The 24,389-nt window shown below is 62.9% G+C and carries 22 protein-coding genes; 16 read left to right on the top strand and 6 right to left on the bottom strand.

Annotated features, from left to right (window positions below; genetic code table 11):
• Positions 1-256 precede the first annotated feature (256 nt).
• Positions 257-1,909, top strand: coding sequence for a malate synthase A (gene aceB, locus ACWA13_RS03480; protein ID WP_463936790.1), 1,653 nt, complete (start codon positions 257-259; stop codon positions 1,907-1,909).
• 153 nt (positions 1,910-2,062) lie between these two features.
• Here the strand turns inward: aceB and ACWA13_RS03475 are convergent, their stop codons facing one another.
• Positions 2,063-3,286, bottom strand: coding sequence for an MFS transporter (locus tag ACWA13_RS03475; protein ID WP_463936789.1), 1,224 nt, complete (start codon positions 3,284-3,286; stop codon positions 2,063-2,065).
• 96 nt (positions 3,287-3,382) lie between these two features.
• Here ACWA13_RS03475 and ACWA13_RS03470 point away from each other — a divergent pair, with 96 nt between their 5' ends.
• A complete protein-coding gene (locus tag ACWA13_RS03470) occupies positions 3,383-4,342 on the top strand; it encodes a D-2-hydroxyacid dehydrogenase family protein (protein ID WP_463936788.1) in 960 nt (319 codons plus the stop codon).
• Here the strand turns inward: ACWA13_RS03470 and ACWA13_RS03465 are convergent.
• Complete coding sequence (locus ACWA13_RS03465; protein WP_463936787.1) at positions 4,332-5,576, bottom strand: ROK family transcriptional regulator; 1,245 nt, start codon at positions 5,574-5,576, stop codon at positions 4,332-4,334. The two genes, ACWA13_RS03470 and ACWA13_RS03465, sit on opposite strands and share 11 nt — an antisense overlap.
• Positions 5,577-5,757: 181 nt before the next feature.
• On the opposite strand from ACWA13_RS03465, the gene ACWA13_RS03460 reads away from it, so the two are divergent.
• The 10 genes from ACWA13_RS03460 (at position 5,758) to ACWA13_RS03415 (ending at position 15,727) form a co-directional block, all read left to right on the top strand.
• Positions 5,758-6,498, top strand: a complete 741-nt coding sequence (locus tag ACWA13_RS03460; protein ID WP_463936786.1) for a sugar phosphate isomerase/epimerase family protein — start codon at positions 5,758-5,760, stop codon at positions 6,496-6,498.
• Positions 6,495-7,631 carry a Gfo/Idh/MocA family protein gene (locus ACWA13_RS03455; protein WP_463936785.1) on the top strand — a complete coding sequence of 379 codons (1,137 nt, stop codon included), beginning with the start codon at positions 6,495-6,497 and terminating at the stop codon, positions 7,629-7,631. The genes ACWA13_RS03460 and ACWA13_RS03455 overlap by 4 nt, the downstream gene beginning before the upstream one ends.
• A 46-nt stretch (positions 7,632-7,677) precedes the next feature.
• Positions 7,678-9,003, top strand: coding sequence for an ABC transporter substrate-binding protein (locus ACWA13_RS03450; RefSeq protein ID WP_463936784.1), 1,326 nt, complete (start codon positions 7,678-7,680; stop codon positions 9,001-9,003).
• Positions 9,004-9,066: 63 nt separating this feature from the next.
• Complete coding sequence (locus tag ACWA13_RS03445; protein WP_463936783.1) at positions 9,067-10,080, top strand: carbohydrate ABC transporter permease; 1,014 nt, start codon at positions 9,067-9,069, stop codon at positions 10,078-10,080.
• Positions 10,073-10,912 carry a carbohydrate ABC transporter permease gene (locus ACWA13_RS03440; RefSeq protein ID WP_463936782.1) on the top strand — a complete coding sequence of 280 codons (840 nt, stop codon included), beginning with the start codon at positions 10,073-10,075 and terminating at the stop codon, positions 10,910-10,912. The genes ACWA13_RS03445 and ACWA13_RS03440 overlap by 8 nt, the downstream gene beginning before the upstream one ends.
• A 104-nt stretch (positions 10,913-11,016) precedes the next feature.
• On the top strand, positions 11,017-11,790 hold the full coding sequence (locus tag ACWA13_RS03435; protein WP_463936781.1) for a sugar phosphate isomerase/epimerase family protein: 774 nt from the start codon (positions 11,017-11,019) through the stop codon (positions 11,788-11,790).
• A complete protein-coding gene (locus tag ACWA13_RS03430) occupies positions 11,787-12,914 on the top strand; it encodes a Gfo/Idh/MocA family protein (protein ID WP_463936780.1) in 1,128 nt (375 codons plus the stop codon). The genes ACWA13_RS03435 and ACWA13_RS03430 overlap by 4 nt, the downstream gene beginning before the upstream one ends.
• Positions 12,915-12,945: 31 nt before the next feature.
• Complete coding sequence (locus ACWA13_RS03425) at positions 12,946-14,136, top strand: Gfo/Idh/MocA family protein (protein ID WP_463936779.1); 1,191 nt, start codon at positions 12,946-12,948, stop codon at positions 14,134-14,136.
• 1 nt (position 14,137) lies between these two features.
• On the top strand, positions 14,138-15,133 hold the full coding sequence (locus ACWA13_RS03420) for a sugar phosphate isomerase/epimerase family protein (protein WP_463936778.1): 996 nt from the start codon (positions 14,138-14,140) through the stop codon (positions 15,131-15,133).
• Positions 15,134-15,184: 51 nt separating this feature from the next.
• A complete protein-coding gene (locus ACWA13_RS03415) occupies positions 15,185-15,727 on the top strand; it encodes an N-acetyltransferase family protein (protein ID WP_463936777.1) in 543 nt (180 codons plus the stop codon).
• Here the strand turns inward: ACWA13_RS03415 and ACWA13_RS03410 are convergent.
• Both ACWA13_RS03410 and ACWA13_RS03405 read right to left on the bottom strand, forming a co-directional pair.
• Positions 15,724-17,880, bottom strand: coding sequence for an amylo-alpha-1,6-glucosidase (locus ACWA13_RS03410; RefSeq protein WP_463936776.1), 2,157 nt, complete (start codon positions 17,878-17,880; stop codon positions 15,724-15,726). The genes ACWA13_RS03415 and ACWA13_RS03410 overlap by 4 nt on opposite strands.
• The gene (locus ACWA13_RS03405; protein ID WP_463936775.1) at positions 17,877-19,010 is read right to left on the bottom strand and encodes a glycosyltransferase family 4 protein; all 1,134 of its coding nucleotides are present in this window, start codon (positions 19,008-19,010) and stop codon (positions 17,877-17,879) included. The genes ACWA13_RS03410 and ACWA13_RS03405 overlap by 4 nt, the downstream gene beginning before the upstream one ends.
• 151 nt (positions 19,011-19,161) lie before the next feature.
• On the opposite strand from ACWA13_RS03405, the gene ACWA13_RS03400 reads away from it, so the two are divergent.
• On the top strand, positions 19,162-19,884 hold the full coding sequence (locus ACWA13_RS03400; RefSeq protein WP_463936774.1) for a DsbA family oxidoreductase: 723 nt from the start codon (positions 19,162-19,164) through the stop codon (positions 19,882-19,884).
• A 107-nt stretch (positions 19,885-19,991) separates the two neighbouring features.
• Positions 19,992-20,696 (top strand): TetR/AcrR family transcriptional regulator, encoded by a 705-nt coding sequence (locus ACWA13_RS03395; protein WP_463936773.1) that lies wholly within the window; start codon positions 19,992-19,994, stop codon positions 20,694-20,696.
• On the opposite strand, the gene ACWA13_RS03390 is transcribed toward ACWA13_RS03395, so the two are convergent.
• Positions 20,665-21,324 carry a LytR C-terminal domain-containing protein gene (locus tag ACWA13_RS03390; RefSeq protein WP_463936772.1) on the bottom strand — a complete coding sequence of 220 codons (660 nt, stop codon included), beginning with the start codon at positions 21,322-21,324 and terminating at the stop codon, positions 20,665-20,667. The genes ACWA13_RS03395 and ACWA13_RS03390 overlap by 32 nt on opposite strands.
• Positions 21,325-21,337: 13 nt before the next feature.
• Positions 21,338-21,637: a type II toxin-antitoxin system VapB family antitoxin gene (locus ACWA13_RS03385; protein ID WP_463936771.1), complete on the bottom strand. Its 300-nt coding sequence runs from the start codon at positions 21,635-21,637 to the stop codon at positions 21,338-21,340.
• A gap of 104 nt (positions 21,638-21,741) precedes the next feature.
• Here ACWA13_RS03385 and ACWA13_RS03380 point away from each other — a divergent pair, with 104 nt between their 5' ends.
• Both ACWA13_RS03380 and ACWA13_RS03375 read left to right on the top strand, forming a co-directional pair.
• Positions 21,742-22,668 carry a Cof-type HAD-IIB family hydrolase gene (locus ACWA13_RS03380; RefSeq protein WP_463936770.1) on the top strand — a complete coding sequence of 309 codons (927 nt, stop codon included), beginning with the start codon at positions 21,742-21,744 and terminating at the stop codon, positions 22,666-22,668.
• Between the two features lie 293 nt (positions 22,669-22,961).
• Complete coding sequence (locus ACWA13_RS03375) at positions 22,962-24,377, top strand: stealth family protein (RefSeq protein ID WP_463936769.1); 1,416 nt, start codon at positions 22,962-22,964, stop codon at positions 24,375-24,377.
• The last annotated feature ends 12 nt before the right edge of the window (positions 24,378-24,389 follow it).

Here is a 24,389-nt window from a genome sequence, read left to right as displayed (position 1 = left end):
ACAAGGTCGCGAGGGAACCCGGCGGCCGTGGGCCCACCCCGACGGCGGTTCTTGGGTCCGGCCTTCGGACCGGCATCGCTCGGCGTGCTATTGCCCATGGCCGGCTTCTTACCTCGCTGAGCGAGGACGAAGCCGGCCACAGGGCCCCTTTTACGCACGCTGCCGCGTTACCGGCTCCTTCGGCCTTGTGCCGTAGTCGCCAACGTGCCGCTAGCCGCCGTCGAACTTCCCTTTTCGTCTTTAAGGAGACAGAAAAATGAACACCTTCACTGACAGCTTCACCATGAATGGCATTACGTTGACCGCGCAGCCTATTTGCCGGCAGGACGAGATTCTTACTCCTGATGCGCTGGAGTTTGTGGCAAAGCTGCACCGGGCCACCGCTGGCCGGCGGCAGGAACTGCTGCAGGCACGGCGGGCCCGGCGGGCCGACATTGCCGCCGGCCAGGACCCGCGGTTCCTCCGCGAGACTGAACACATCCGCAACGACGACACCTGGCGGGTCGCTCCCCCGGCGCCCGGGCTGGAGGACCGCCGGGTCGAAATCACCGGGCCGGTGGATAAGAAGATGACCATCAACGCCCTGAACTCGGGGGCAAAGGTCTGGCTGGCGGACATGGAGGACTCCTCCACCCCGACGTGGCGGAACGTCATCAAGGGCCAGCTGAACCTCATTGACGCTTTGGAGCGCCGGATCGATTTCACCACTGACGAGGGCAAGGAATACCGGCTCCGCACCGACGTCGAACTCCCCACCATTGTGGTGCGGCCGCGCGGCTGGCACCTGCCGGAAAAGCACATGATGATCGACGGCGGACCCATCGCGGGCGGAATCGTGGACTTCGGACTGTTCTTCTTCCACAACGCCCGCCGTCTGCTGGCCCAGGGCAAGGGCCCCTACTTCTACCTGCCTAAGATCGAGAACCACCTCGAGGCACGGCTGTGGAATGACATCTTCGTCCTCGCTCAGGATCTGCTGGGCATCCCGCAGGGCACCATCCGCGCTACGGTCCTGATCGAGACCATCACCGCAGCATTCGAAATGGAGGAAATCCTCTACGAGCTGCGCGATCACGCCGCCGGCCTGAACGCCGGACGCTGGGACTACATCTTCTCGCTGATCAAGAACTTCCGCACCCGCGGGCCCCGCTTCGTCCTGCCGGACCGGGCCCAGGTGACCATGACCCAGCCCTTCATGCGCTCCTACACCGAGCAGCTGGTCCGCGCCTGCCACAAGCGCGGCGCCATGGCCATCGGCGGAATGGCCGCCGCCGTCCCGAACCGCAAGGATCCGGAAGCCAACGCGATCGCGCTGGAGAAGGTCCATGCAGACAAAACCCGCGAAGCCAACGACGGCTTCGACGGCTCCTGGGTGGCGCACCCGGACCTGGTGCCCATCTGCCGCGAAGTGTTCGACGGCGTACTGGGCAACCGTTCCAACCAGCTGGACCGTCTCCGCGCAGACGTCACCCCGGATGACGCCGCACTCATTGACATCACCGCGACTGAGGGCACCATCACGGAGAAGGGTATCCGCAACAATGTGGAGGTTGGGATCCGCTACATTGAGTCCTGGCTGCGCGGCAACGGTGCGGTGGCCATCCACAACCTGATGGAAGACGCCGCCACCGCGGAAATCTCGCGTTCCCAGCTGTGGCAGTGGATGTATGCCCGGGCCATCACCGACGACGGCGAGATCGTCACCCACGAATGGGTGGGCGAACTGCTCGAGGAGGAGTTCACCCGTCTGGAGCGCTTCGACGGCGACCGGTTCGAGGACGCCCGGGACATCTTCGAGGAAGTCACCATGAGCCCGGAGTTCCCGTCCTTCCTCACCCTGCCCGCCTACGCCCGCTACCTCACCGAAGCACGGGAAAAAGCTACAGCAGAGGAACTCGCTGCGGCCTAACATCTCCGGTGGTTGAGCCTGTCGAAACCTGGTCTCGACAGGCTCGACCACCGGCACGTGAGCCGGGCCGGCACGCCCTTCGCAACAGGCACCCCGAAATCCGGGGAGCCGGCCCGGCGAAACCTGGTCTCGACAGGCTCGACCACCGGCACATCAGCGGCCCTTTGGCACCAGCCGCACTGACAGAGTGGTGCACACGAAGAACGTCAGCACAGAGACCAGCACCACCAGCAGTGCGGGCGTCCAGGAGTCACTGGCGTTGTAGACGAAACCCACCAGCGGCGGCGCTACAGCGGCAAAGCAGTAACCGACCCCCTGCACGGTGGCGGACATGCGGCCCGCGGAAGCCTGGTCCCGGGCCAACCGGATGATGGCGAGGAAGATCAGGGTAATCCCGCCGCCCTGGGCCACCCCGCCGGAGACGCACCAAAACCACCAAAGCCCGGGCGCCATCAGCAGCCCCGCCGGTACCGCAAGCCAGAGCACGCCCAGGGTGACCGCCGTCGTCGTCGTACTGAAATATTTAGCCGCGAAGGGCACTCCCAACGCGCCCACGATCGCCAGCAACTGGAAAAGCGAAGATCCGGCGCCTGCTGCGGAAGCGGACATTCCCAGTTCGGCGTTGAGGTAGCTGGGCAGCCAGGCGGTAACACCGTAGTAGGAAAACGCCTGCCCGGCGAAGCCCGCGGTGAGGCCGGCCGTGATCCATCCCGAACCCTTGACGGCGTCTTTGCGGGCGTCGGGGTCTCCGTCATGAGTAATCCCCTGCGGCAGGAGGGCCCGGCGGGGTCCGGCGGCCAGGATCCAGGCCACAATCGCCGCCACCGCAAAGATCCCAACGGAGGCAAGCGCCATGCGCCAGCCCGCCAGCTCCGCCAATGGCGCAGTGACCACGGACGTCAGGAAGGACCCAATATTGAGGGCCGCTGTGTAAACACCCATAGCGGTCCCCTGCCGGCGTGCGGCGAAGTCGCGCCGGATGATCAGCGGAACGGCGATGTTGCCAATGGTGATGGACAGGCCAATCACCACCGTGCCCAGAATCACCATAGTAGGGCCGCCTGCCGAACGTACCGCCACCCCGGCCAGCACGCCCAGGATGGTGAGTGTTACGGCAAATTCGGCACCATACTTGCGGGCGGCCAGCGATGCCAAGGGCGCTGCAAGCGAAAAACACAGCACCGGAATACTGGTCAGCAGGCCCAAGAGAACGGGTGAAAACCCCAGGTCCGCCTGCATCAGGCCAACCACGGGCGCAACTGCCACAAAGGGACCACGAAGGTTCAGGGCCAGGAGCGCAATACAGGCGATCAGGATTGCCCCGCCGGACATCCTGGACAGGAACTTGTTGCGCGGCGGAGGTGGGTTTTCATTCATCACCATATTGCTATCACGCCGGTGACTGCCTGATTTCCCGTCCACACGCCTAACGCTGCTCTACGATGAAAGCCACCACGGAATGAAGGGCACGCCATGAAGCACCGTCTTGCAATCCTCGATGACTACCAGGATGTGGCCCAGGGGTTCGCAGACTGGACCGCACTGGAGCAGGACGGTGTCCAGGTCATCACCTTCCGGGAGCCCTTTCCATCCCAGGAGGCGATGGCGGCGGCACTTGCCGGGGTAACAATCATCATCGCCATGCGTGAGCGCACTGCATTCCCCCGGGATGTCCTGGAACAACTTCCCGCCCTGCAGCTCCTGGTTACCACCGGGATGGCAAATGCCGCGATCGACGTCGGAGCTGCCGAGGAGAACGGCGTCACTGTGTGTGGCACGCCGGGTTCCCCCGCTGCGGCGCCGGAGCTGACCTGGGCCCTGTTGCTTGCCGCCGCACGGAACCTCACTGCGGAGGAACGTTCCCTGCGGGCGGGCATCTGGCAGACCAGCGTGGGCTTCGAACTGGCCGGGAAGACGCTCGGGATTGTGGGACTGGGCAAGATCGGCCGCCGGATTGCGGGCTACGCCAATGCCTTCGGTATGGAGGTGCTCGCATGGAGCCAAAACCTCACGGCGGAGGCCGCAAAAGAGGCCGGAGCGCGGCTGGTCACCAAGGCTGAGCTGTTCCGGCTTTCCGACGTTGCGACCCTGCATCTGCGCCTTTCCGAGCGATCGGAAAACACAGTGACCGAGGAAGAACTGCGCTTGCTCGGGCCGGAAGGTATTTTGGTCAACACGGCCCGGGGCCCGTTGGTCAATCAGGACCATCTGGTCCGGGCGCTTTCCGAAGGATGGATTGCCGGAGCCGCGCTGGATGTTTTTGACCAGGAACCTTTACCGCCGGGGCATCCGCTCCTGGCCGCACCAAACACCGTGCTGTCACCCCATCTGGGATATGTCACCCGGGAGAGCTACCGGGAGTTCTACGGTGGGGCGTTCGAGGATGTCACAGCATGGCTGGCGGGCAAGCCTGTCCGCGTGATCAGCCCCTGACACCGCCGGCTGGACTGAGCCAAGACGTTTGCAGCTTTGCCTCGATGGCCGCGGGGGATAACACATACTGCGTCACCAGTTGACTGGCCCCCAGGATGGCGGCCTGGTCCGCGGCGATTGAGGGCGCAATCCGCAGGTGCGTGGTGGCCAGCGGCAGTGAGCGCCGGTAGACCACCTCGCGCACTCCGGCCATCAAGTGTTCGCCGGCCTGACCCAGGCTTCCTCCGATCACGATTACTGACGGATTCAGCAGGTTTACCACCGTCGCCAACACGTCCCCCACATCCCGGCCTGCCTGGCGCAGCACATGGACGGCCTCAGGATTGCCTTCCGCAACCAGCCGCAGGACATCCGCCCCTTTCGCTGCCGGCACGCCCCGCCGGCTCAACTCCGCAGCCAGTGCCGGGCCTGAGGCGAGCGCTTCCAGGCAGCCGAAATTGCCGCAGCGGCATAGGACGTCGTCGCCACGCGGAACGCGGACGTGGCCCAGGTCCCCGGCGGTACCGTTGGCGCCGCGCTGCAATTCCCCGTTGCTGATGATGCCCGAGCCGATGCCGGTGGCCACCTTGATGAACAGGAAATTGTCTTCCATGGGCCAGTGCGCCGTCCGCTCACCCAGGGCCATGATGTTCACGTCGTTGTCCACCAGCACGGGAACGGCCAGCGAGCGCTGGACGTACGTGACGACGTCGAACCCGTCCCAGCCAGGCATGATGGGCGGTTTTACGGGTTTTCCGGTGTGGTGTTCCACCGGGCCCGGCAGCCCGATTCCGACGCCGGCCAACTGCTCCAGGCCCCACACGGTCCCGGTGAGAAGGGCTGTCCCTTCCCGGATAACCCGGTTCAGCACCGCTTCGGGGCCGTCAGCGACCTCCTGCGCCAGACGTTTTTCCACGATGACGCTCCCGCTCAAATCCGTCACAGCCACGATCACGTGCGTGGCGCCTACGTCAACGGCCAGCACAGCGCGTGCCGCGGGATTAAAGGCAAAGCGCGACGGCGGCCTGCCGCCGCTGGAGTTCGCCTCACCGGCCGGGCCAACCAGACCGGCGCTGATGAGGGCGTCGATCCGGGAAGCAACGGTGGAGCGGGCGAGGCCCGTTGTAAGGGCAAGTTCGGCGCGTGTGCGGGCTCGACCGTCCCTGAGAAGCTGGAAGAGATTTCCAGCACGCGAAAGGTTGCCGGCCTCCGCGAGGGACGAAGGTCCGGCGTCGTTTCCGGGTGCTGAAGTCATGCCTTTAGTGAAGCACGATTGCTTATGCGTGTCATTTAGCAGAAAACCGCCAGAGTTATTCCAACTTTTGCTTGACGCTCGGCAAAAGTCCCCCTAAGTTGATGTGTGAGCGATGTCACCTGGCCTAAGCGCGAATCGGGGAACAGGGGCCGCCGTCAACCCACCATTACGAGGAGAGCCAGTGCCCTACTCCATTCAGCTGTACACGGTCCGGAAGGCCCTTGAGCAGGACCTTGCCGGAACCATCCGGCGGTTGGCCGACATCGGCTTCACCATGGTCGAGCCCTACCGCTTCGTCGCCAAAGCCGACGAACTAAAGCGGGCCCTGGCCGAAAACAACCTCACTGCCCCGTCCGGCCATGCTCCCCTGCTCAGTGGCGACCAGGATGAGATCTTTGCTGCGGCTCAGCAGCTTGGCATCGGCACGGTGATAGACCCAAGCGTTCCGATCGAGCGCTGGAACACGATCGAAGACATCACGGCGACTGCTGAACAGCTGAACGCGGCTGCGGCCAAGGGCGCCGGGTATGGCGTACAGGTGGGCTACCACAACCACTGGTGGGAAGTTGAGTCAGTCATTGACGGCAGGACTGCCCTCGAGCACCTGGCCGACCACCTCAACCCGGAGGTCGTGCTGGAACTGGACACCTACTGGGCGGCAGTCGGCGGCCAGAACCCTGCCGAGCTTCTGGCCCGGCTGGGCGACAGGGTCACCTTTATTCACATCAAGGACGGCCCTGTCACTTCGGACCCGTCGAGCCAACTCGCCGTCGGCGCCGGCCAGATGCCCATTTGGGACGTGCTGGAGGCGGCAGGTTCCCTCGAAGCAGCCGTGGTGGAACTCGATGACTTCAAGGGCGACATGTTCGAAGCCGTACAGGACAGCTATAACTACCTCAGCGCGGGGAAGGTATCCGTATGAGCCACGCGGCAGGAGCTGCCTTTGGTCCGCTGGGGTCAGGCCCGGTAGGTGTCGGCATCATCGGCGCCGGCGTCATCAGCAAGCAATACTTGGACAATCTCACCAGCTTCCCTGACATTCGCGTTGTGGCAATCGGGGACCTCTTCGAAGAGGCTGCCGCTACGCGGGCCGGCGAGTATGGAATTGCCATACACGGCGGGATCGACGCTGTCCTCGGGCACCCCGAGGTGGAGATTGTCATCAATCTGACCATCCCCGCAGCGCATGTGGAAGTTGCTACCCAGGCCGTGAACGCCGGCAAGCATGTCTGGAGCGAAAAGCCGTTCTCACTGGATCGCGAAAGTGGCTTAGGCCTGCTCAAGGCTGCTGACGCGGCGGGCGTCAGGCTTGGATGCGCACCCGACACGTTCCTGGGCGCCGGGCTGCAAACGGCCCGACGTATGATCGAGCGCGGCGACATCGGCACTCCCCTGACCGCATTGACACTGATGCAATCACCCGGCCCTGAATCCTGGCACCCGAATCCCGCCTTTCTGTTCCAGGACGGAGCCGGTCCACTGTTCGATATCGGACCGTATTACCTGACCGCGCTGGTGCAAACGTTCGGCAGTGTCCGCAAGGTCGGAGCATTCGGTTCCAAGTCACGGGAAACACGCGTGATTGGCTCGGGGCCCAAGGCTGGAGAGACGTTTGAGGTCACAGTCCCCACACACGTCAGCTCCATCCTCGAGTTTGAGAATGGAGAATCGTCGCAGAGCATCTTCAGCTTCGATTCCCCGTTCAGGCGCGCAGGATTCGTGGAAATCACCGGCTCCGAGGCAACCATCGCTTTTCCGGACCCGAACAACTTCGACGGCGATGTCAGGATTTGTGCCCTCGGCTCCGATGACTGGACTACTGTCCCATCTGTTGGCTCCACTGCCAGCCGCGGCGCAGGAGTACTGGAGATGGCCCGCGCCATCCGTGCGGGACGGCCGCATCGGGCGCAGGGTGAACTGGCTTTCCACATCCTGGACACCATGGCCTCTATCGCAGAGTCAATCGATAACCGGGCATTTGTGGATGTGGAAAGTTCCGCCGCAAAGGTGCCTGCACTGCCTGAGGATTGGGATCCCACGGCAGCAACGCTTTAGGCCTGATACCACCAGCACCAGCTCAACGACGAGAAAACGGAGCATCATGAAAAATCCCTTAAAAGTCCTGACAGCAGTTGCTGCAACCGCAGCACTGGCATTCGGCCTGTCCGCATGCGGTGGCGGCGATGACGCGCAGTCGGGTGGTGACACCATCACATACTGGGCATCGGACCAGGGCAACAGCCTGGATGACACCGCGGCCAAGCTGAAGCCCACGTTGGACCGCTTTACGGAAAAGACAGGTGTGAAGGTGCAGCTGGAAGTTATCAGCTGGACGGACCTCTACAACCGCATCCTCACCGCGGTCACCAGCGGCGACGGTCCTGACGTCCTCAACATCGGCAACACCTGGGCGGTGACCCTTCAGGAGACGGGTGCTTTTGAGCCGGTGGAAGGTGAGTTCCTGGAAGCCGTCGGGGGCAAGGACCGTTTCCTTCAGACCAGCTGGTCAACAGGCGGTGCTGAGGGCAAGACGCCCACGTCGGTGCCACTCTACGGTTTGGCGTACAACATGTACTACAACACCAAGTTGTTCGAGGAAGCCGGCATCGAAAAGGCGCCCACTACGTGGGAGGAATTTGTAGAGACAGCCAAGAAACTCACCAAAGACACCAACGGAGACGGCAAAACGGACCAGTGGGGATTCACGGCAGCCGGAGCGTCGGTCTCAGCCAACTCACACCAGGCCTTCATCCGGGGCCTCCAGAACGGCGGCACACTGTTCGACAGCGATGGCAAGCCCACCTTTGACAGCGACCCCCAGGTGGAGGGTGTTAAGCAGTTCGTGGATCTGATGGCCACCCACAAGGTGATGTCGCCCTCGGACGCTGAGCTGAGCCAGGGCAGCCAGAAGGTGGACAACCTGATTAACGGCAAGGCAGCCATGATGTTCGATCAAAGCCCATTGAAGAACTTCGCAGCCCGCGACTTCAAGGACTGGGGAGTTGCGCCGATCCCCATGATGACCGCCGGAGCAACCGGCGAGCGCGGCACGCAAAGCCACGTGGCCGGAATCAACCTGAGCATCTTTAAGAACAGCGACAACAAGGCAAACGCCATCAAACTGGCGGCCTTCCTGACCACCGACGAAGAGCAGATCGCCCTCAACAAGGCGTACTCTTCGCTACCGGTTGTCACCGCGGCAGCAAGCGATGCGGCGTTCCAGACTGAGGAAGTCAAGGCAAAGAACAATGCGCTGGCCAACCACTCCGTGCCCATGCCGCTGATCGCCAAGGAGGGCCAGATGGAAACCCTCACCGGCACGGCAATCAAGAACCTCTTTGCCAAAGCAGCGACCGGCACCGTCTCCGAGGACGACATCCGTTCGGCCCTGAAGGACGCCAACAACCAGATGGCTGCGGCCCAGTAACCAGGCCCAGCGGGTGGGGGCGTCGCCGGCGAGCGGTGCCCCCACCCCGGCAAAGGAGATTCCATGTCCCATTCAACAGTGGACGACGGTCCATCCGCCGCAGGCAGCACAGTTGCCGTTGAGCCTGAACCCGGCCAGCCACGAGCCACCACCGCACCACCGGTACGTAAACGGCGCCGTACATTCCTGCCCTACGGCCTGATACTCCCGGCCGCGATCCTGGAGCTCCTCATACACATTGGGCCCATGCTCCTGGGCATCTGGATCGCCTTTATCTCGCTCACGCAGCTCAACCTCACCAACTGGCTTAACGCCCCGTTCGTTGGGCTGCAGAACTTCATCAACGGCCTCAACCCGGAAAGCACCATCGGCCAGGCGTTTTTCAGCACCGTGGGCCGCACGCTGGGCTACACCATTCTGGTGGTGGGATTTTCCTGGGTGCTCGGCATGGCAGGTGCTGTTTTCCTCTCCTCCAACTTCAAGGGCCGGGCACTGCTTCGCACGTTCTTCCTGGTCCCGTACGCACTGCCTGCCTATGTTGGCACCATTGCCTGGGCCTTCATGTTCAACCAGCGCGATGGCGCCGTGAATCAGTTCCTGGTGGACACCCTCCACTTGTTTGGCGACGAGCGGCCGTTCTGGCTGTTGGGCGAGAACGCTTTCGCCGCGATGGTGGTAGTCAACGTGTGGCAGCTGTGGCCATTCGCCTTCCTCATGCTGATGGCTGCCCTGCAGAACGTCCCTACAGACGTCTATGAAGCGGCCGCCATCGATGGTGCCTCGCTCTGGCAGCAGTTCAAGAAGATCACCCTGCCCATGGTCCGGCCCGCAAACGGCGTGCTTCTAATGGTGATGTCGCTTTGGACGTTCAACCAGTTCAACATCCCGTTCGTTCTTTTTGGAGCTTCGTCACCCAAGGAAGCCACCCTCATATCCCCGCTGATTTACCAGAACTCCTTTGGCAGCTGGAACTTCGGTTTGGGCGGTGCCATGAGCGTGCTGCTGCTGATCGCATTGTTCATTGCCTCCGTCTTCTACATCCGCATGGTGCTGCCCAAGGGAGCCGACAATGATTGAGACCCGTAACTTCCGGATTCTACGGAACATCGTTTTGACCATCCTGTCCCTATGGGTGGCTATCCCGCTTTATGTAGTGGTCTCCACCTCGCTCAAGCCGCTTAAAGACGTTTCCGGGCTGTTCCAATGGATCCCCCGCGAACTTACTGCCCTGCCGTACCTGGACATCTGGACTACAGTTCCGTTGGCAAAGTACTTCCAGAACAGCCTCATCATCACCATCTGCGCCACGGCCTGTTCGGTGACGGTAGCTGTCCTGGCCGCTTATGCAATTGCCCGGATGCAGTTCAAGGGAAAGCGTGCCTTCAGCCTGACCGTCCTGTCCACGCAGATGTTCCCGGGCATCCTGTTCCTGCTCCCGCTGTACCTGATCTTCACCCAGATCCGGAACATGACGGGCCTGCAGCTGCAGGGTTCGTACCTGGGCCTGATCATCACCTATATGACGTTCACTTTGCCGTTCGCCATCTGGATGCTGAGCGGCTACTTCGCCTCCATTCCCAAAGAGCTTGAGGAGGCTTCCATGATTGACGGGACAGGCCGCATGGGCGCCCTTTTCCGCGTCATTCTCCCGGTGGCCAAACCCGGCATTATTGCGGTGGCGGTGTACTCCTTCATATCTGCCTGGGGTGAGGTGTTGTTCGCCTCGGTCCTGACGAATGAGGCCACCAAGACTCTTTCCCTTGGCCTCAAGGCCTATGCCAGTGAATCGGATGTTTTCTGGAACCAACTCATGGCAGCGTCCGTGGTAGTCAGCCTGCCGGTGCTGATCGGATTCATTCTTGTTCAGAAACATTTGGTTGCAGGACTTTCGTCCGGCGCGGTGAAGTAGGTTCACTCTTACACCGGCTTTTTAGACCCCCCCGGCGCCGGCGCCCCGCAGATCGCGTCACATCATCACTCACACCAATGACGATGACTACATAAAGGAAATAAATGTCTTACTCCATCCAGCTGTACAGCCTGCGCGACGCTATGCAGGAGGACCTTCCTGGAACCATCAAGAGAGTCGCGGAGATCGGCTTCACGCAGGTCGAACCATACAATTTCGTAGCAACAGCCAAGGAGCTCGGGGCTGCCCTCAGGGAAAACGGCCTCACCGCCCCTTCGGGTCATGCTCCGCTGTTGAGCCAGGACCAAGACGAGATCTTCGCCGCCGCCAAGGAACTGGGCATCGCCACCGTCATCGATCCTTTCCTTCCGGCAGAGCACTGGCAGGACGCACAAACCATCCAGGGCACCGCGGAGAAGCTCAACGCAGCAGCCAAAAAAGGTGCGAAGTACGGGATCCGGGTGGGCTACCACAACCATGCCTGGGAGTTGCAGTCCACCATTGAAGGTAAAACTGCTTTGGAGTACTTCGAGGGACTCCTGGACCCGGAACTCGTCCTTGAAGTGGATACCTACTGGGTTGCTGTCGGAGGACAGAACCCGGTTGAACTTCTGACCCGCCTGGGCGACCGCGTCAAACTCATCCACATCAAGGACGGCCCGGCCACCACGGACAACAAGGCGCAGCAACCCGCCGGCCAAGGCACTATTCCCGTCCTGGAGGTCATCGCTGCCGCCAGGTCCCTGGAAGTCGGCGTCGTTGAATTCGACGACTACTCCGGCGATATCTTTGAAGGCATCACCGAGAGCCTCAACTATCTGACCGCCGCCGGCCTTCCCGCAGCCAAAGGAACTGTTACACCGGAGGCAGGGGCATGAGTACCGCTTTCTCCCCGTCAGAACGTAAGGGCCCCGTCGGAGTCGCCGTCATCGGTGCAGGCAACATCAGCAAGCAGTACCTGGAGAACCTGACGGCCTTTCCTGACCTGTTGGTCCTGGTCATCGCGGACCTTTTCGCCGAGGCGGCGAAGGCACGCGCTGAGGAGTACGGTGTTCCGGAATGGGGCGCGCCGGAGCTGGCACTGAACCATCCCGACGTCGAACTGATCATTAACCTCACCATCCCTGCGGCGCATGTCGAGGTCGCGACTGCAGCGGTTAGCGCCGGCAAGCACGTCTGGACCGAGAAACCGTTCTCACTGGACCGTGAATCCGGCCTGGGCCTGCTCAAATTGGCCGACGCGGCCGGCATCCGCCTGGGCACCGCCCCGGACACGTTCCTGGGGGCCGGCCTGCAGACCGCCCGCCGAATCATCGAGCGCGGCGACATCGGCACACCGCTCACCGCCATGACCGCGTTCCAGACGCCCGGCCCGGAATCCTGGCACCCGAATCCTGCTTTCCTGTTCCAGCATGGCGCCGGCCCGCTGTTCGACATGGGTCCGTACTACATCACGGCCCTGGTCCAGACGTTCGGCCCGGTCCGCAAGGTGGCCGCAACCGGCTCCTCCGCAAAGGCGACCCGCATTATTGGTTCCGGTCCAAAGGCAGGCGAGGAATTCTCGGTCGAGGTCCCGACGCATGTGTCCGCGATGGCCCAGTTCGAGGGCGGGCAGTCCTCACACAGCGTGTTCAGCTTCGAGTCCCCGCGCCAACGCATGGGATTCCTGGAGATCACCGGATCAGAGGCGACCCTGTCGCTTCCGGACCCGAACTACTTCGATGGCGACCTGAAGCTCTGGCGTCCGGGCGCGGAAGAACCCGAGATCATCGCGTCCACCGGTCCGGCCAATGGCCGCGGAATGGGGGCACTGGACATGGCGCGTGCCATCCGCGCCGGCGTTCCGCACCGCGCGACCGGGGACCTTGGCTACCACGTACTGGACACCATGGTCGCGATCGCCGAATCAGTGGAATCCGGCTCGTTCGTGGACGTCAACAGCACCGCACCCGCCTCGGCTGCCCTCCCCGAGGACTGGGCACCGGAAACCGCCACCCTCTAAAATCCCCAGCAAATAGCAAGGAACCATACCTATGACCACCCCCGCCCATACTGACCAGGGCCCCGGCCTCCCGCAACGACCTCTGGGAGTTGCGGCCATCGGCTACGCCTTCATGGGGAAGGCCCACTCGAACGCGTGGCGGAATGTGGCCAGCTTCTTCGACGTTCCCGCGTTCGAACAGAAGGTACTCGTTGGCCGCGACGCCACTCAGGTGGCCGCAGCCGCCGCTGCATACGGCTGGGCAGAGTCTGCCACCGACTGGCGTTCCGTCATCGAGCGGGACGACATAGATATCGTCGACATCTGCGCCCCCGGCTGGATGCACGCCGAAATCGCGATTGCAGCCCTGGAAGCCGGAAAGCACGTCCTCGTGGAAAAGCCACTCGCTAACACCGTCACCGAGGCAGAGGCTATGACGGCAGCCGCCGCAAAAGCCCGCACCCGCGGCGTCAAATCTATGGTGGGCTTCAACTACCGTTGTGTTCCCGCCTTGGCCCTCGCCCGCGAACTGATCGCCGAAAACCGGCTCGGTACGATCAGGCACATCCGCGCCGCCTACCTGCAGGACTGGCTCTCCGACGCCGATTCCCCCATGACCTGGCGGCTTCGAAAGGAAACCGCTGGTTCGGGTGCTCTTGGCGACATTGCTTCCCACGCCATTGACCAGGTCCAGTTCCTCCTGGGCGATGCCGTCACGGAAGTCAGCGGCCGTCTGCATACCTTCGTTGATCAGCGTCCGGGACCGGACGGACCGGAAGCTGTAACTGTCGACGACGCCGCCTGGGCCACGCTGACCCTCGCCTCTGGAGCAATCGCTTCAGTGGAAGTCTCGCGCGTGGCCACGGGCCAGAAGAACTCCCTCAAGCTCGAAATCTATGGCGACAAGGGCACTATCCTTTTCGACCTTGAAGCCATGAACGAGCTCGGCTTCCTGGACGCCACAGCCCCGGTCCGTGAGCAGGGCTTCCGCCGGATCCTGGTTAACGAGCCCGAACACCCTTATCTCGAAGCCTGGTGGCCCCAGGGGCACATCATTGGTTGGGAGCACACCTTCACACATCAGATCCGGGACTTCCTGACCGCCATCGACGCCGGCGGGCAGCCGTCGCCCTCATTCGAAGACGGCCTGAACGTCCAGCGCATCCTTGCTGCCGTGGAGGAATCCGCGGCCGCCAAAAGCTCACTGATCCAGCTACACGCAGTCGCCCCCGAAGGAGCCTGACATGTCCCGCCCCTACACCCTGTTCACCGGCCAATGGGCCGATCTCCCGTTCGAGGAAGTTGCCCGGCTGGCATCGGGCTGGGGTTACGACGGCCTGGAGATCGCCGTCTCCGGAGACCACCTCGATGCCTGGCGCTGGGACGAACCCGGCTACGTCGACTCCAAGCTCGCCGTACTGGAAAAGTACAACCTCAAGGTCTGGGCAATTTCCAACCATCTCAAGGGCCAAGCGGTCTGCGATGATCCGATCGACTTCCGGCACCAGGGCATTGTGGGGGCCAAGGTTTGGGGAGATGGCGACCCCGAGGGCGTACGGCAGCGCGCGGCAGAGGAAATGAAGCTCACTGCCAGGCTCGCCAAGGCACTGGGCGTGGACACCGTCGTCGGATTCACGGGATCATCCATCTGGCAGTACGTGGCTATGTTCCCGCCCGTTCCGGAAAAGGTCATCGAGGCCGGCTATCAGGACTTCGCCGATCGCTGGAACCCTATCCTGGATGTCTTCGACGAATGCGGCGTCCGCTTCGCCCACGAAGTCCACCCCTCCGAGATCGCCTACGACTACTGGACTACCGTCCGGACCCTCGAAGCGATCGGCCACCGCCCCGCGTTCGGGCTGAACTGGGACCCGTCCCACATGATGTGGCAGGGCATCGACCCCGTCTCCTTCATTTGGGACTTCAAGGACCGGATCTACCACGTGGACTGCAAGGACACCAAGGTCCGGCAGACCGGCCGCAACACCGTACTGGGCTCGCACCTCGCCTGGGGCGACCCCCGCCGCGGCTGGGACTTCGTCTCCGCCGGACGCGGCGACGTCCCCTGGGAAGCGTCTTTCCGTGCCCTCGCCGCCATCGGGTACGACGGACCCATCTCGGTGGAGTGGGAGGATGCCGGTATGGATCGACTCCATGGCGCCCCCGAAGCGCTGGCCGCCCTGAAGAAATTCGACTTCCCGGCCTCGAGCACGTCCTTCGACGCCGCCTTCAGCCAGTAGCAGGGCACGCTGGTGAACCTGGACATGAGGGCGGGGAAATAGAATGCCCGAATGGCGCATATGATCCGAAGGGCAACAGCAGACGACGCCGGCGCGCTGGCGGAATTGGCGGCAGTCACGTTCCCGCTGGCGTGCCCGCCGTCGTCATCGCCTGAGGACATCGCCGCGCACCTCGCCAGCACGTTGAGCGAACGGCATTTCCAGGCCTATCTGGCAGATCCGGAGATCACTATCCTCGTCATCGACGTCGGTGGCCCACTGCTTGGTTACAGCCTTTTGGTGAACAGGCCGTCTTCGGACCCGGACGTCACAAATTCTCTGACCCTGCACCCGTCGATGGAGCTGAGTAAGTGCTACGTCCACCCTGACCACCACGGGCTGGGGGCATCGGCAGAGCTCATGTGGGCCAGCATCCAGGCAGCGCACACCGCCGGATCCGCAGGGATGTGGCTGGGCGTCAACAGCCAGAATGCCAGGGCCGTGCGCTTCTACGAGAAATCCGGATTCCGCAAAGTGGGCACCAAAACCTTCGTGCTGGGCAGCGTTGTGGAGAACGACTTCGTCATGGAACGGGCCCTGCCCTCGCCCACCTAGCTGCCCTGCACCGGCTCCCCGGCTGCCAGGTCCTGGTCCAGCGGGGGCCTCGGCTCCTTGATCATTTCCAGGCGGCCGGGCAGCCCGGTCAGCAACCCCTCGTGGTTATGGGCCTCCACCACCACGCGGGAATGGTCCAGATTGACGTTCTCCGCCCGGAAGTTCCCCATGGACTCGGGCAGGATCGGGGCCAGATGCACCACGCCGCGGGTGAAGTCGGGGTCAAACCGCAGCAGGATCCTGGCGAGCTGGACGGGAGCAGCGGCCGCCCACGCCTGCGGGGAACACGCCGTCGGATATGGCACCGGCCCGGGGAAATCCTTGTGGTCGAATCCGCAGAAGAGTTCCGGCAGCCGGCCGTCAAAGTGCGAGGCCGCTGAGAAGATTGCGCTGGCAACCCTGCTGGCTTCCTCTACAAATCCATAACGCATCAATCCAGTAGCCACCAGGGCGGTGTCGTGCGGCCAAACGGAGCCGTTGTGGTAGCTGACGGGGTTGTAGGCACCCATGCTGGATGCCAGGGTGCGGAAACCCCAGCCGGTGAACATATCCGGCTCCATCAGCCGCGCGGCAACCGCCGGAGCCTTGTCGGCGTCGACGATCCCCAGCCAGAGGCAGTGGCCCATATTGGAGGTGCAGGCGTCAACAGGTGTTTTATCCTTGTCCAGCGCGACGGCGAAGTAGCCCCTGTCCGGCAACCAGAAACGCTCATTGAACGCGGTTTTCAACGCAGCCGCCTTCGCTGCCCAGTGCCGCTCCGTCTCCTGGTCACCGGCGCAGCGGGCCAGTCGTGACCGGCCAACGTACGCGGAGTAGACGTACGCCTGGACCTCGCACAGTGCGATGGGCGGCTCAGCAATCCGGCCGTCGGCGAAGTTGATTCCGTCCCACGAGTCCTTCCAGCCCTGGTTGATCAATCCGTGCGGATTCGGGCGCAGGTACTCCACAAACCCGTCGCCGTCACGATCTCCGTACTTTTCGATCCATTCCATGGCACGGTCGGCATGTGGCAGCAGGGAGTCGATGATGTCGTCGGAGAGGCCCCAGCGGCTCAGCTCGCCCAGCAGGCTGACGAACAGTGGCGTGGCGTCGGCTGTTCCGTAGTAGGCGGTCCCGCCCAACGACAATCCGGCGGTGACGCCCAGCCGGACCTCGTGCGGAATGCGCCCGGGTTCCTCTTCGGAATCCGGATCCATCACCTTCCCCTGCAGGCCGGCCAGTGTTTGCAAGGTTCCGGTGGCGAGGCCGGGGTCCACCATCAGCGCCATATAGGAAGAAATCAGAGAATCCCGGCCGAACAGTGCCATGAACCATGGGGCACCCGCGGCGACGGCGGCACGGTCCCGGTGTCGGGGGTCGAATATCCGCAAAGAACCCAGGTCGCGCTGGCTGCGGTCCAGCACGTTCTGGACGTTGGTGTTCGTCACAGTAATCCGGGGAACGGCGTCCGCCCAGTCACGGTGCCGGCGCACTCCGGTCAGGTGCTGAGGCTTGCTGGCCTCGCTGAATGGTTCGGCGGGAGGTTCGCCATTGATCAGTGGCACCACAATGATGGTGGTGGACCACTGCCCGCGCGGCGGGATAGTGGCGCGGAACCGGAGGCATCCTTCACTCGCAAAGGCTCCCCGGGCCCGGATGGCCGAGCCGCGTCGCTGGCCGTTGCGCACAGCTTCCAGCACGATCTCCCCGTCCCGGACCACGCGGTTTATACTGGCCGGGCTCGCCACCCGGCCCCCTTTGACCTCGAAGAGGTCCGCCTGGTCCGCATCCACCAGCAACTCAATGTCACAGTCCACGGCCTCGGAGGAATGGTTCTCAAGCGTAATGTCGTCCTGCAGGCCAGGGCCTACATGGCGCTCCTGCCGGACCACCAGTGGGCTGTCGAAGCGGCCGTCCGGCCACCGTGCGCGGCCTGCAAAAATGGCACGGAACGACTCGGGCCGTTGAGCCACCAGCGGCTCACGCAGGGAGTCGTTGATCCTCAGGACCCAACGCGAAATGATGCGCGTGTCCTGATAAAACGCCCCGTTGGTTCCGGCGTCGGCACTGATATCCCCGGTACCGCCGGAGATGCAGAAGGATGATCCCTCCACCACCGTCATGGCACCGGATTCAGTGGCAGCGGCCTCCGTGTCAGCATTCCATGCGTTCATGGGAGGACTCCTTCCTCCGGGTCCTCGCCGGGATACCCGGTACGGTTCGATGCCTTGCTGACTGCCCTGTCTCTACGATTGTGGTGCAAGCCCGGACGGTCCGGAAGCCCCATCGCCTTCCCGGGATCGAGGATCGCGCCGAAAAGCTCCAGGTGGTCTCCCGCCATGCGTTCAGTGCTGAAAAACTGCAGGGCGCGCGACCTGCACAAAGCTCTGTCCAGCTCCGCAGCCCGGGTAAGAAGTTCCGCCAGCTTCTCCGTGGGAGCAAGGAAACCGGTCCGGCCAGGGTCAACAATTTCCGCCGCCGATCCAATAGGGGTTCCCACTACCGGCGTCCCCGTAGCGAGGGCCTCGATCATGACCAGGCCAAAAGGTTCGTGCCACTGGATGGGGTTCAACAGCGCCACAGCCTCCCCCATCAGGCGCTGCTTGTCGGCCTCGTTCACTTCGCCAAGGAACTCTTCGTTGCTTCCCAGCAGCGGTTCAATGACTTCCTGGAAGTACCGGACTTCGGCCTGCTCACGTACCTTCGCGGCGATCCGCAGCGGTATCCGGGCTTCACGTGCAATAAGGATGGCTTCAAGCACGCCCTTGTCCGGGCACATCCGTCCCACAAAACACGCATAGCCGCCCTGTCCCGATCCGGGCTGCACCGATGTGACGTCGATTCCATGGTGAATCACCCGCGCCACCGGCAGATTTGCCCGGGACACCTGGTCCCGTGAGATTCCGATGATCGAGGTGTTGGCTGACATTGTCCGGTAAACGTCTATCGCCGCCGGATCAAGCAGGCCGTGGATGGTAGTTACCACGGGGATCCCAGCTGGCCGTCCCGCATACAACGGCCCGGTCACCGTGTGGTCATGGATAATGTCCACTCCACCAAGCGCGTGGTATGCCCGAATTACCTGGCTGAGCTCCGAGACAGGCGTTCCCAGCGCGTCAGGGTCCGATTCGCGCATTCCCGGGGCAAGGGGAACCGGGCAGGTACTGTCCGACGGTGCCGCGAGCACCACCTCGTGGCCGGCGCCTTCAAAGCCCCGCGCCAGCCCGTCTACTACACGTTCTGTACCGCCGTACGTGGGCGGCGGGATCGGAAACCAGGGACCTGCTATGAGTCCTATCCGCATCGCTGCCTCCCGAATCAATGGCGGAGGATCGGACGACGGTGTCCGGAGGCTGCTCCATGACCTACCCAAAGCGTATGTTCCCCTCCAGCGTCCGGCAAGGGCAGCACGAAATACCGGGAATGCCTTGGACAGTTTGGTGGTTGGCTCTCTTATGAAGGTTGAGATCTGGTCAGATGTGGCGTGCCCGTGGTGTTTTATCGGCAAAAGGCGGTTTGAGGCAGCGTTGGCGGAGTTTCCGCACCGCACCGATGTCGAGGTGGTCTGGCGCAGCTATCAGTTGGACCCTTCACTTCCGGACCATTACGACGGCGGCGAGCTGGAGTACCTGAGCAGCCGCAAGGGACTGCCGGCAGACCAGGTCATGGGAATGTTTGACCATGTGGCCGCGCAGGCGCGCGAAGAAGGATTGAACTTCGCATTTGACCGTGTAGTGGTGGCCAACAGCTTTACCGCCCACCGGCTGATCCATCTTGCTGCTGTCCACGGCAAGCAGGGTGAAGCCAAGGAGCGCCTGCTAAGTGACCACTTCGAACACGGCAAGGACATCGGCAACCACGACTACCTCACGGAAGTGGCCGTCGAGCTGGGCATTGATGCAGCCGAGGCGGAAGAGCTGTTCAGTACGGACAGATTCACCGCCGAGGTACGGGCGGACATCAGCGAGGCAAGGGCCCTGGGCATCAGCGGCGTCCCGTTCTTCGTCATCGACCGCAAATACGGCCTCTCCGGCGCCCAGCCTCCTGAGAGCTTTGCAGCTGCTCTGAACCAGGCATGGCAGGAAAGCCATCCACTGGTCATGATGGGTGCCCCGGCGGGCGCGGATAGCACCGCAGCCGGCGCTGAAGCCTGCGGTCCGGACGGTTGCAGCGTTTAGGCAGGCACAGAGGAGCGTCCAGGCAGGCACACAGGCGGCCGGCCCGTTTGCTGACACCCGTTCCCACCGTTCGTCCGTTTGCTGACACATCGCGATAAAGTGTCTGCATGCCCAGGATCTCGGCCGCCAGTAACGCAGCGCAACGCGCCGACACCCAGCGCCGGATCCTGACTGCTTTTGGCGAACTTCTTTTCAGTCACGGGCTGCCCGGCCTCACCATGACTGATGTGGCCCGGCACGCGGGCGTTGGCCGGACCGCCGTCTACAACTACTACGCGGATATCGAAGAGCTGCTGATCTCCTATGCACTCGATGAGACCGAGCGTTTCCTTGTGGAACTCCGCGAAGCGCTCGCGGAACTGCCCAACCCCGTGGACCGGCTGGCGCTGTACGTCCGCGCCCAAGTGGAAGACCTTTCCCGGCGCCATCTGCCGCCCGGACCTGCTATGGCGGCTGTACTGTCGCCGTCGTCATTCGCCAAACTGGCTGACCACGTGGGTGAACTGAGCGTCCTTCTGCAGGACATCCTGCGCGCCGGCATGGAGGAGGGCTACCTGCCCGAGGCGGACGTACGGGAGCAGGCCCAACTGGTCCACGGCACATTGTCTTCGAGTGCCGCCCGTGGCACTGATGAACCAGCCGACGTGGAGCAGCGGATCGAGCGGACAGTCCGTTTCATCCAGCGCGGGGCCGGCGCCAGATTTGACGACGCCGGACGTCCTGTCCGGATCAAGGCAGCGGTTGGGAGCCGCTCAACCGGGCCTCACGCAGCTACAGCAGCTACCCCTGCCCCGGAGGCAGCTGCTGGATGACCGGCCACGGTGCGGGATCGGCAACTCTGCGCGTTTCGCGGGGGCAGCTCAGCTTCCCGGGTGTCTGGTCCACGAGTTCGACGGCGGCCAGATCGCTGTAGTTGGTGGAGAGGACGACGTCTACGCTGGCGTCAGGCCGGCCGTCCTGGAAGTAATCCGAACCCGGGAGATGGCGCTGGACGGTGAAGGCTGCGGATTGGCCGGCGGCACCGGATATTACGGCAGCCACACCGCGATATGTGGCATCGGAATTGGTTACTTCCTTTACGAGGAACTGGCGCGCCACCAGGGCATCTGCCGCAACCCGCGCCAGCCCGGATCGGTCGGTGGCGTTGAAGACGTTGACACTGACCGACTCCGGAGGAACATAGTCGAAGGTGGTCTCAGGGCAGAGGCTCGCCGAGGTCCGCGGCTCGTTAATCGACGCCGGAAGCTTGATCATGCCATTGATAATTCCCACTGCCACCAGCCCGGCGCTGATGATCAGTGCCACCAGGAGCACAAGCACCACGCCGTGGACAATGCGGCGACCCCTGTGACCGGGTATTTCTGCCGGATCTTCCGGCTCGACAAAGGTGGCCCGGAGGTCCGGACCGGTTACCACGCGGTGCCCGTGGTAGACGCTCATGTCCCTGGGTTTCTTAGCCATCTATGACCAGTACGCGTGCGTGGATGGCGGTGCGCTGATGCAAAGCGCTACGGACCGCCCGGTGCAGGCCGTCTTCCAGGTAAAGGTTGCCCTGGTACTGCACCACGTGAGGAAAAAGATCGCCAAAAAACGTCGAATCCTCGGCCAGCAGTGCCTCCAGGTCCAGGGTGCGGCGGGTGGTGATCAGTTCGTCCAGACGGACAGGCCGCGGCGGGAGGGAGGACCACTCTTTGGGCGAGTTGTAACCATGGTCGGGGTAAGGGCGTCCCTCGCCCACAGCTTTGAATATCACTCTGCAAGACTAGGCATTACCACGACTGCTTGGGAATGTCTGGCCCGCGCCGCCACGAGGTTGTAGCCAAACAGTGACCATGGCCAAGCTGACAGAATGGGACCATGACTGCATCTGCCACCTCCTCCGCACCGACTTCCGGCCGCAGCCCCGCCGAGCCTCCGCTGGCACTGCTCCTCGACGTCGATGGCCCCATTGCCAGTCCCGTCACCCGCGATGTCCAGCCAGCGATCATCGCCGACCTCCTGGCACTGGCCACGGCGGGGATCCCCGTTATTTTCAACACGGGCCGCTCGGATGCTTTTATCCGTGAGCAGGTGATGGAGCCGATGATCGCTGCCGGGATGCCGTCCGGCACCCTGATCCACGCCATCTGCGAGAAGGGCGCGGTCTGGTTCAGCTACGATTCCTCCGGTGCGGGTCCGATTCATGTGGACCGCGGGCTTGCCGTCCCGCGCCCTTACGCTGATGACGTCCGGCGCCTGGTGGCTGAGGATTACACCACGCACATGTTCTTCGACGAGACCAAAAAAGCCATGGTCTCCGTGGAGCAGCACATCGGGATCAACAGCGCTGATTACCTTGCGGAGCAGAAACTGTTCGACGCCGATGCTATGGATCTGATGATCCGTCACGGCCTGGGCGTGGTCCGCCTCGACCACCACGAGCCCGATTCTGATGACCAGGTGGATTACCGGGTGGACCCCACCATCATTTCCACGGATATTGAGTCAGTCCGGCTGGGCAAGGACCTGGGCGCAAGCCGCGCCGTCGAACTCCTGGCAGCGCAGGGAATCACCCCTCTAAGCTGGCGGACGGTGGGCGATTCCCGGACCGACTATGCCATGGCCGACTGGCTTCACCACCAGGACCACGAGGTGAAGCACGTGGACGTCAGGCCTGCAGACGGCGTCCCGGTCAAGCCGTATCCGGTGCTCACTGCCGCAAATCTGCAGCTGGGACCCGAAGTAATCCACGACGACGCCGGAGCGGCCTTCCTGCGCAGCTGGCGTGATTCCCTGGGTATTTAGCCGGGAAGATTACGCTGTCGTTGTACGGTTTTGTCCGGACATGGGGCCCGGTTTTGCGTCACGGCTTATCATGCTGATAGAACCCCTTTACGTTTAACCGCACGGAGAAAACCATCACAGAGCTAACCATCCAGGACGACGTCTACTACGGCGGGCAGGCGGCAGTCGATCCCCGCAGCCATCCCGAGATAACGTCGCCGGCAGCCGTTGAACGGCTGCTGAACCGGCCGGATATTGTCCGGCACAAAGGCCGGTACGCGCTCATCAACGTCAACCGGACGCCCTACCAGGCCATGGTAGAGGACCTGCTATTCATCCGTGGTGTGCTCGCCGGCGCCGGTCTGGACTACCTGCTGGTCCGCGGAAACAACGACCGTCCCGTCATTGCCCTTGACTGGAAGGACCGCAAGGCCCTCCGGGCTGCCTTGGTGAAAGCATGCCGTGACGAGCCCGTGTATTCCATGACGGTGGATGCCAAGAAGAAGACGTCAGTGCTGGTAGCCGATGGCGAGTTGTCCCTCAACCGCCAGGCCCGCATCTTCCGGCTCTACCGGCCCCGGGTGGAACCCGTTGGCGGGTTCGAGTTCGGTTCCTCTGCCGGTGTTCAGCTGGAGCTGTGGAGTTTCGAGGGCGATGAAGTGACACTGCCGATCGAAAACTCCCTGACCCGGCGCACCATGCGGTCCCAGGACGCGGTACGCGGAACGGTGGAGCGCTACGGCCACACCTGGCCCACCATCGAGAACATGTTCGCCGATCACGCCAGCGACATCAGCTTTGACATCGACATGGTGTTTTCCTGGGTGGATGGTAGTTCCCCCGAGTACATCGCGGCCCGCCGATCGCAAATGAAGGACGTGGTGCTGGGTGAAGGCGACGATCATGAGGCGCGGTTCCGGCAGATCAACGAACTGAAGTATGCGCTGAGGTCCGTTTACATGTTTGCGCCCTGGGTGCGGCGGATCTTCATCGCCACCGACTCCCCGGCTCCCGAATGGCTTGCGGACCACCCGGCCGTGACGATCGTGCGCAGTGAGGAATTCTTCAGCGATCCTTCTGTGCTGCCCACGCACAATTCCCAGGCCGTCGAATCCCAGCTGCACCACATCGAGGGATTGTCAGAGCACTGCCTGTACTCCAATGACGATATGTTCTTCGGCCGTCCTGTTGGCCCAGACATGTTCTTCACACCCGGCGGCGTCACCAAGTTCATTGAAGCCGAAACGCGGATCGGGCTGGGGGACAACGCCGTCGAACGCAGTGGCTTTGAAAATGCCGCCCGCGTCAACCGGAAGCTGCTGTGGAACCGGTTTGGCCGGATCACCACCCGGCACCTGGAACACTCCGCGGCGCCCTTGCGCCGAAGCGTGACGGCCAGAATGGAAGAAGAATTCCCTGAGGAGTTCCGCAAGACGGCAGCCAGCCGGTTCCGTGCTGCGGACAACATCTCCGTGACGAACTCCTTCTACCACTACTACGCACTGCTGACGGGGCAGGCGGTCACGCAGACGGCCGCCAAGGTGCGCTATGTGGACACCACCATGCGGTCCGGCCTGAACTACCTGCCCAAGCTCCTGCGCAAACGGAATATGGACTTCTTCTGCCTCAATGACGGCAGCTTTCCTGAGGTCCCGGCAGAGGAGCGGGCCAAGCTGGTCAACGACTTCCTGGAACAGTACTTCCCCATTAAGGCACCTTGGGAACTCTAGCCGTCACAGGTT

Source organism: Pseudarthrobacter sp. TRD_SC_9, from assembly GCF_055361265.1.
The sequence above is the reverse complement of the archived record's forward strand: the minus strand, read 5'-3'. Positions and strand labels throughout refer to the sequence as shown.

Excerpts from the sequence above, each read along its gene's own strand:
- ACWA13_RS03400 (WP_463936774.1), top strand. The coding sequence starts at position 19,162 with ATGAAGGTTGAGATCTGGTCAGATGTGGCGTGCCCGTGGTGTTTTATC.
- ACWA13_RS03425 (WP_463936779.1), top strand. The coding sequence starts at position 12,946 with ATGACCACCCCCGCCCATACTGACCAGGGCCCCGGCCTCCCGCAACGA.
- ACWA13_RS03405 (WP_463936775.1), bottom strand. The coding sequence starts at position 19,010 with ATGCGGATAGGACTCATAGCAGGTCCCTGGTTTCCGATCCCGCCGCCC.
- ACWA13_RS03445 (WP_463936783.1), top strand. The coding sequence starts at position 9,067 with ATGTCCCATTCAACAGTGGACGACGGTCCATCCGCCGCAGGCAGCACA.
- ACWA13_RS03390 (WP_463936772.1), bottom strand. The coding sequence starts at position 21,324 with ATGAGCGTCTACCACGGGCACCGCGTGGTAACCGGTCCGGACCTCCGG.
- aceB (WP_463936790.1), top strand. The coding sequence starts at position 257 with ATGAACACCTTCACTGACAGCTTCACCATGAATGGCATTACGTTGACC.
- ACWA13_RS03470 (WP_463936788.1), top strand. The coding sequence starts at position 3,383 with ATGAAGCACCGTCTTGCAATCCTCGATGACTACCAGGATGTGGCCCAG.
- ACWA13_RS03435 (WP_463936781.1), top strand. The coding sequence starts at position 11,017 with ATGTCTTACTCCATCCAGCTGTACAGCCTGCGCGACGCTATGCAGGAG.
- ACWA13_RS03475 (WP_463936789.1), bottom strand. The coding sequence starts at position 3,286 with ATGAATGAAAACCCACCTCCGCCGCGCAACAAGTTCCTGTCCAGGATG.
- ACWA13_RS03430 (WP_463936780.1), top strand. The coding sequence starts at position 11,787 with ATGAGTACCGCTTTCTCCCCGTCAGAACGTAAGGGCCCCGTCGGAGTC.
- ACWA13_RS03375 (WP_463936769.1), top strand. The coding sequence starts at position 22,962 with ATGGTAGAGGACCTGCTATTCATCCGTGGTGTGCTCGCCGGCGCCGGT.
- ACWA13_RS03410 (WP_463936776.1), bottom strand. The coding sequence starts at position 17,880 with ATGAACGCATGGAATGCTGACACGGAGGCCGCTGCCACTGAATCCGGT.
- ACWA13_RS03420 (WP_463936778.1), top strand. The coding sequence starts at position 14,138 with ATGTCCCGCCCCTACACCCTGTTCACCGGCCAATGGGCCGATCTCCCG.
- ACWA13_RS03415 (WP_463936777.1), top strand. The coding sequence starts at position 15,185 with ATGGCGCATATGATCCGAAGGGCAACAGCAGACGACGCCGGCGCGCTG.
- ACWA13_RS03440 (WP_463936782.1), top strand. The coding sequence starts at position 10,073 with ATGATTGAGACCCGTAACTTCCGGATTCTACGGAACATCGTTTTGACC.
- ACWA13_RS03395 (WP_463936773.1), top strand. The coding sequence starts at position 19,992 with ATGCCCAGGATCTCGGCCGCCAGTAACGCAGCGCAACGCGCCGACACC.
- ACWA13_RS03450 (WP_463936784.1), top strand. The coding sequence starts at position 7,678 with ATGAAAAATCCCTTAAAAGTCCTGACAGCAGTTGCTGCAACCGCAGCA.
- ACWA13_RS03465 (WP_463936787.1), bottom strand. The coding sequence starts at position 5,576 with ATGACTTCAGCACCCGGAAACGACGCCGGACCTTCGTCCCTCGCGGAG.
- ACWA13_RS03380 (WP_463936770.1), top strand. The coding sequence starts at position 21,742 with ATGACTGCATCTGCCACCTCCTCCGCACCGACTTCCGGCCGCAGCCCC.
- ACWA13_RS03455 (WP_463936785.1), top strand. The coding sequence starts at position 6,495 with ATGAGCCACGCGGCAGGAGCTGCCTTTGGTCCGCTGGGGTCAGGCCCG.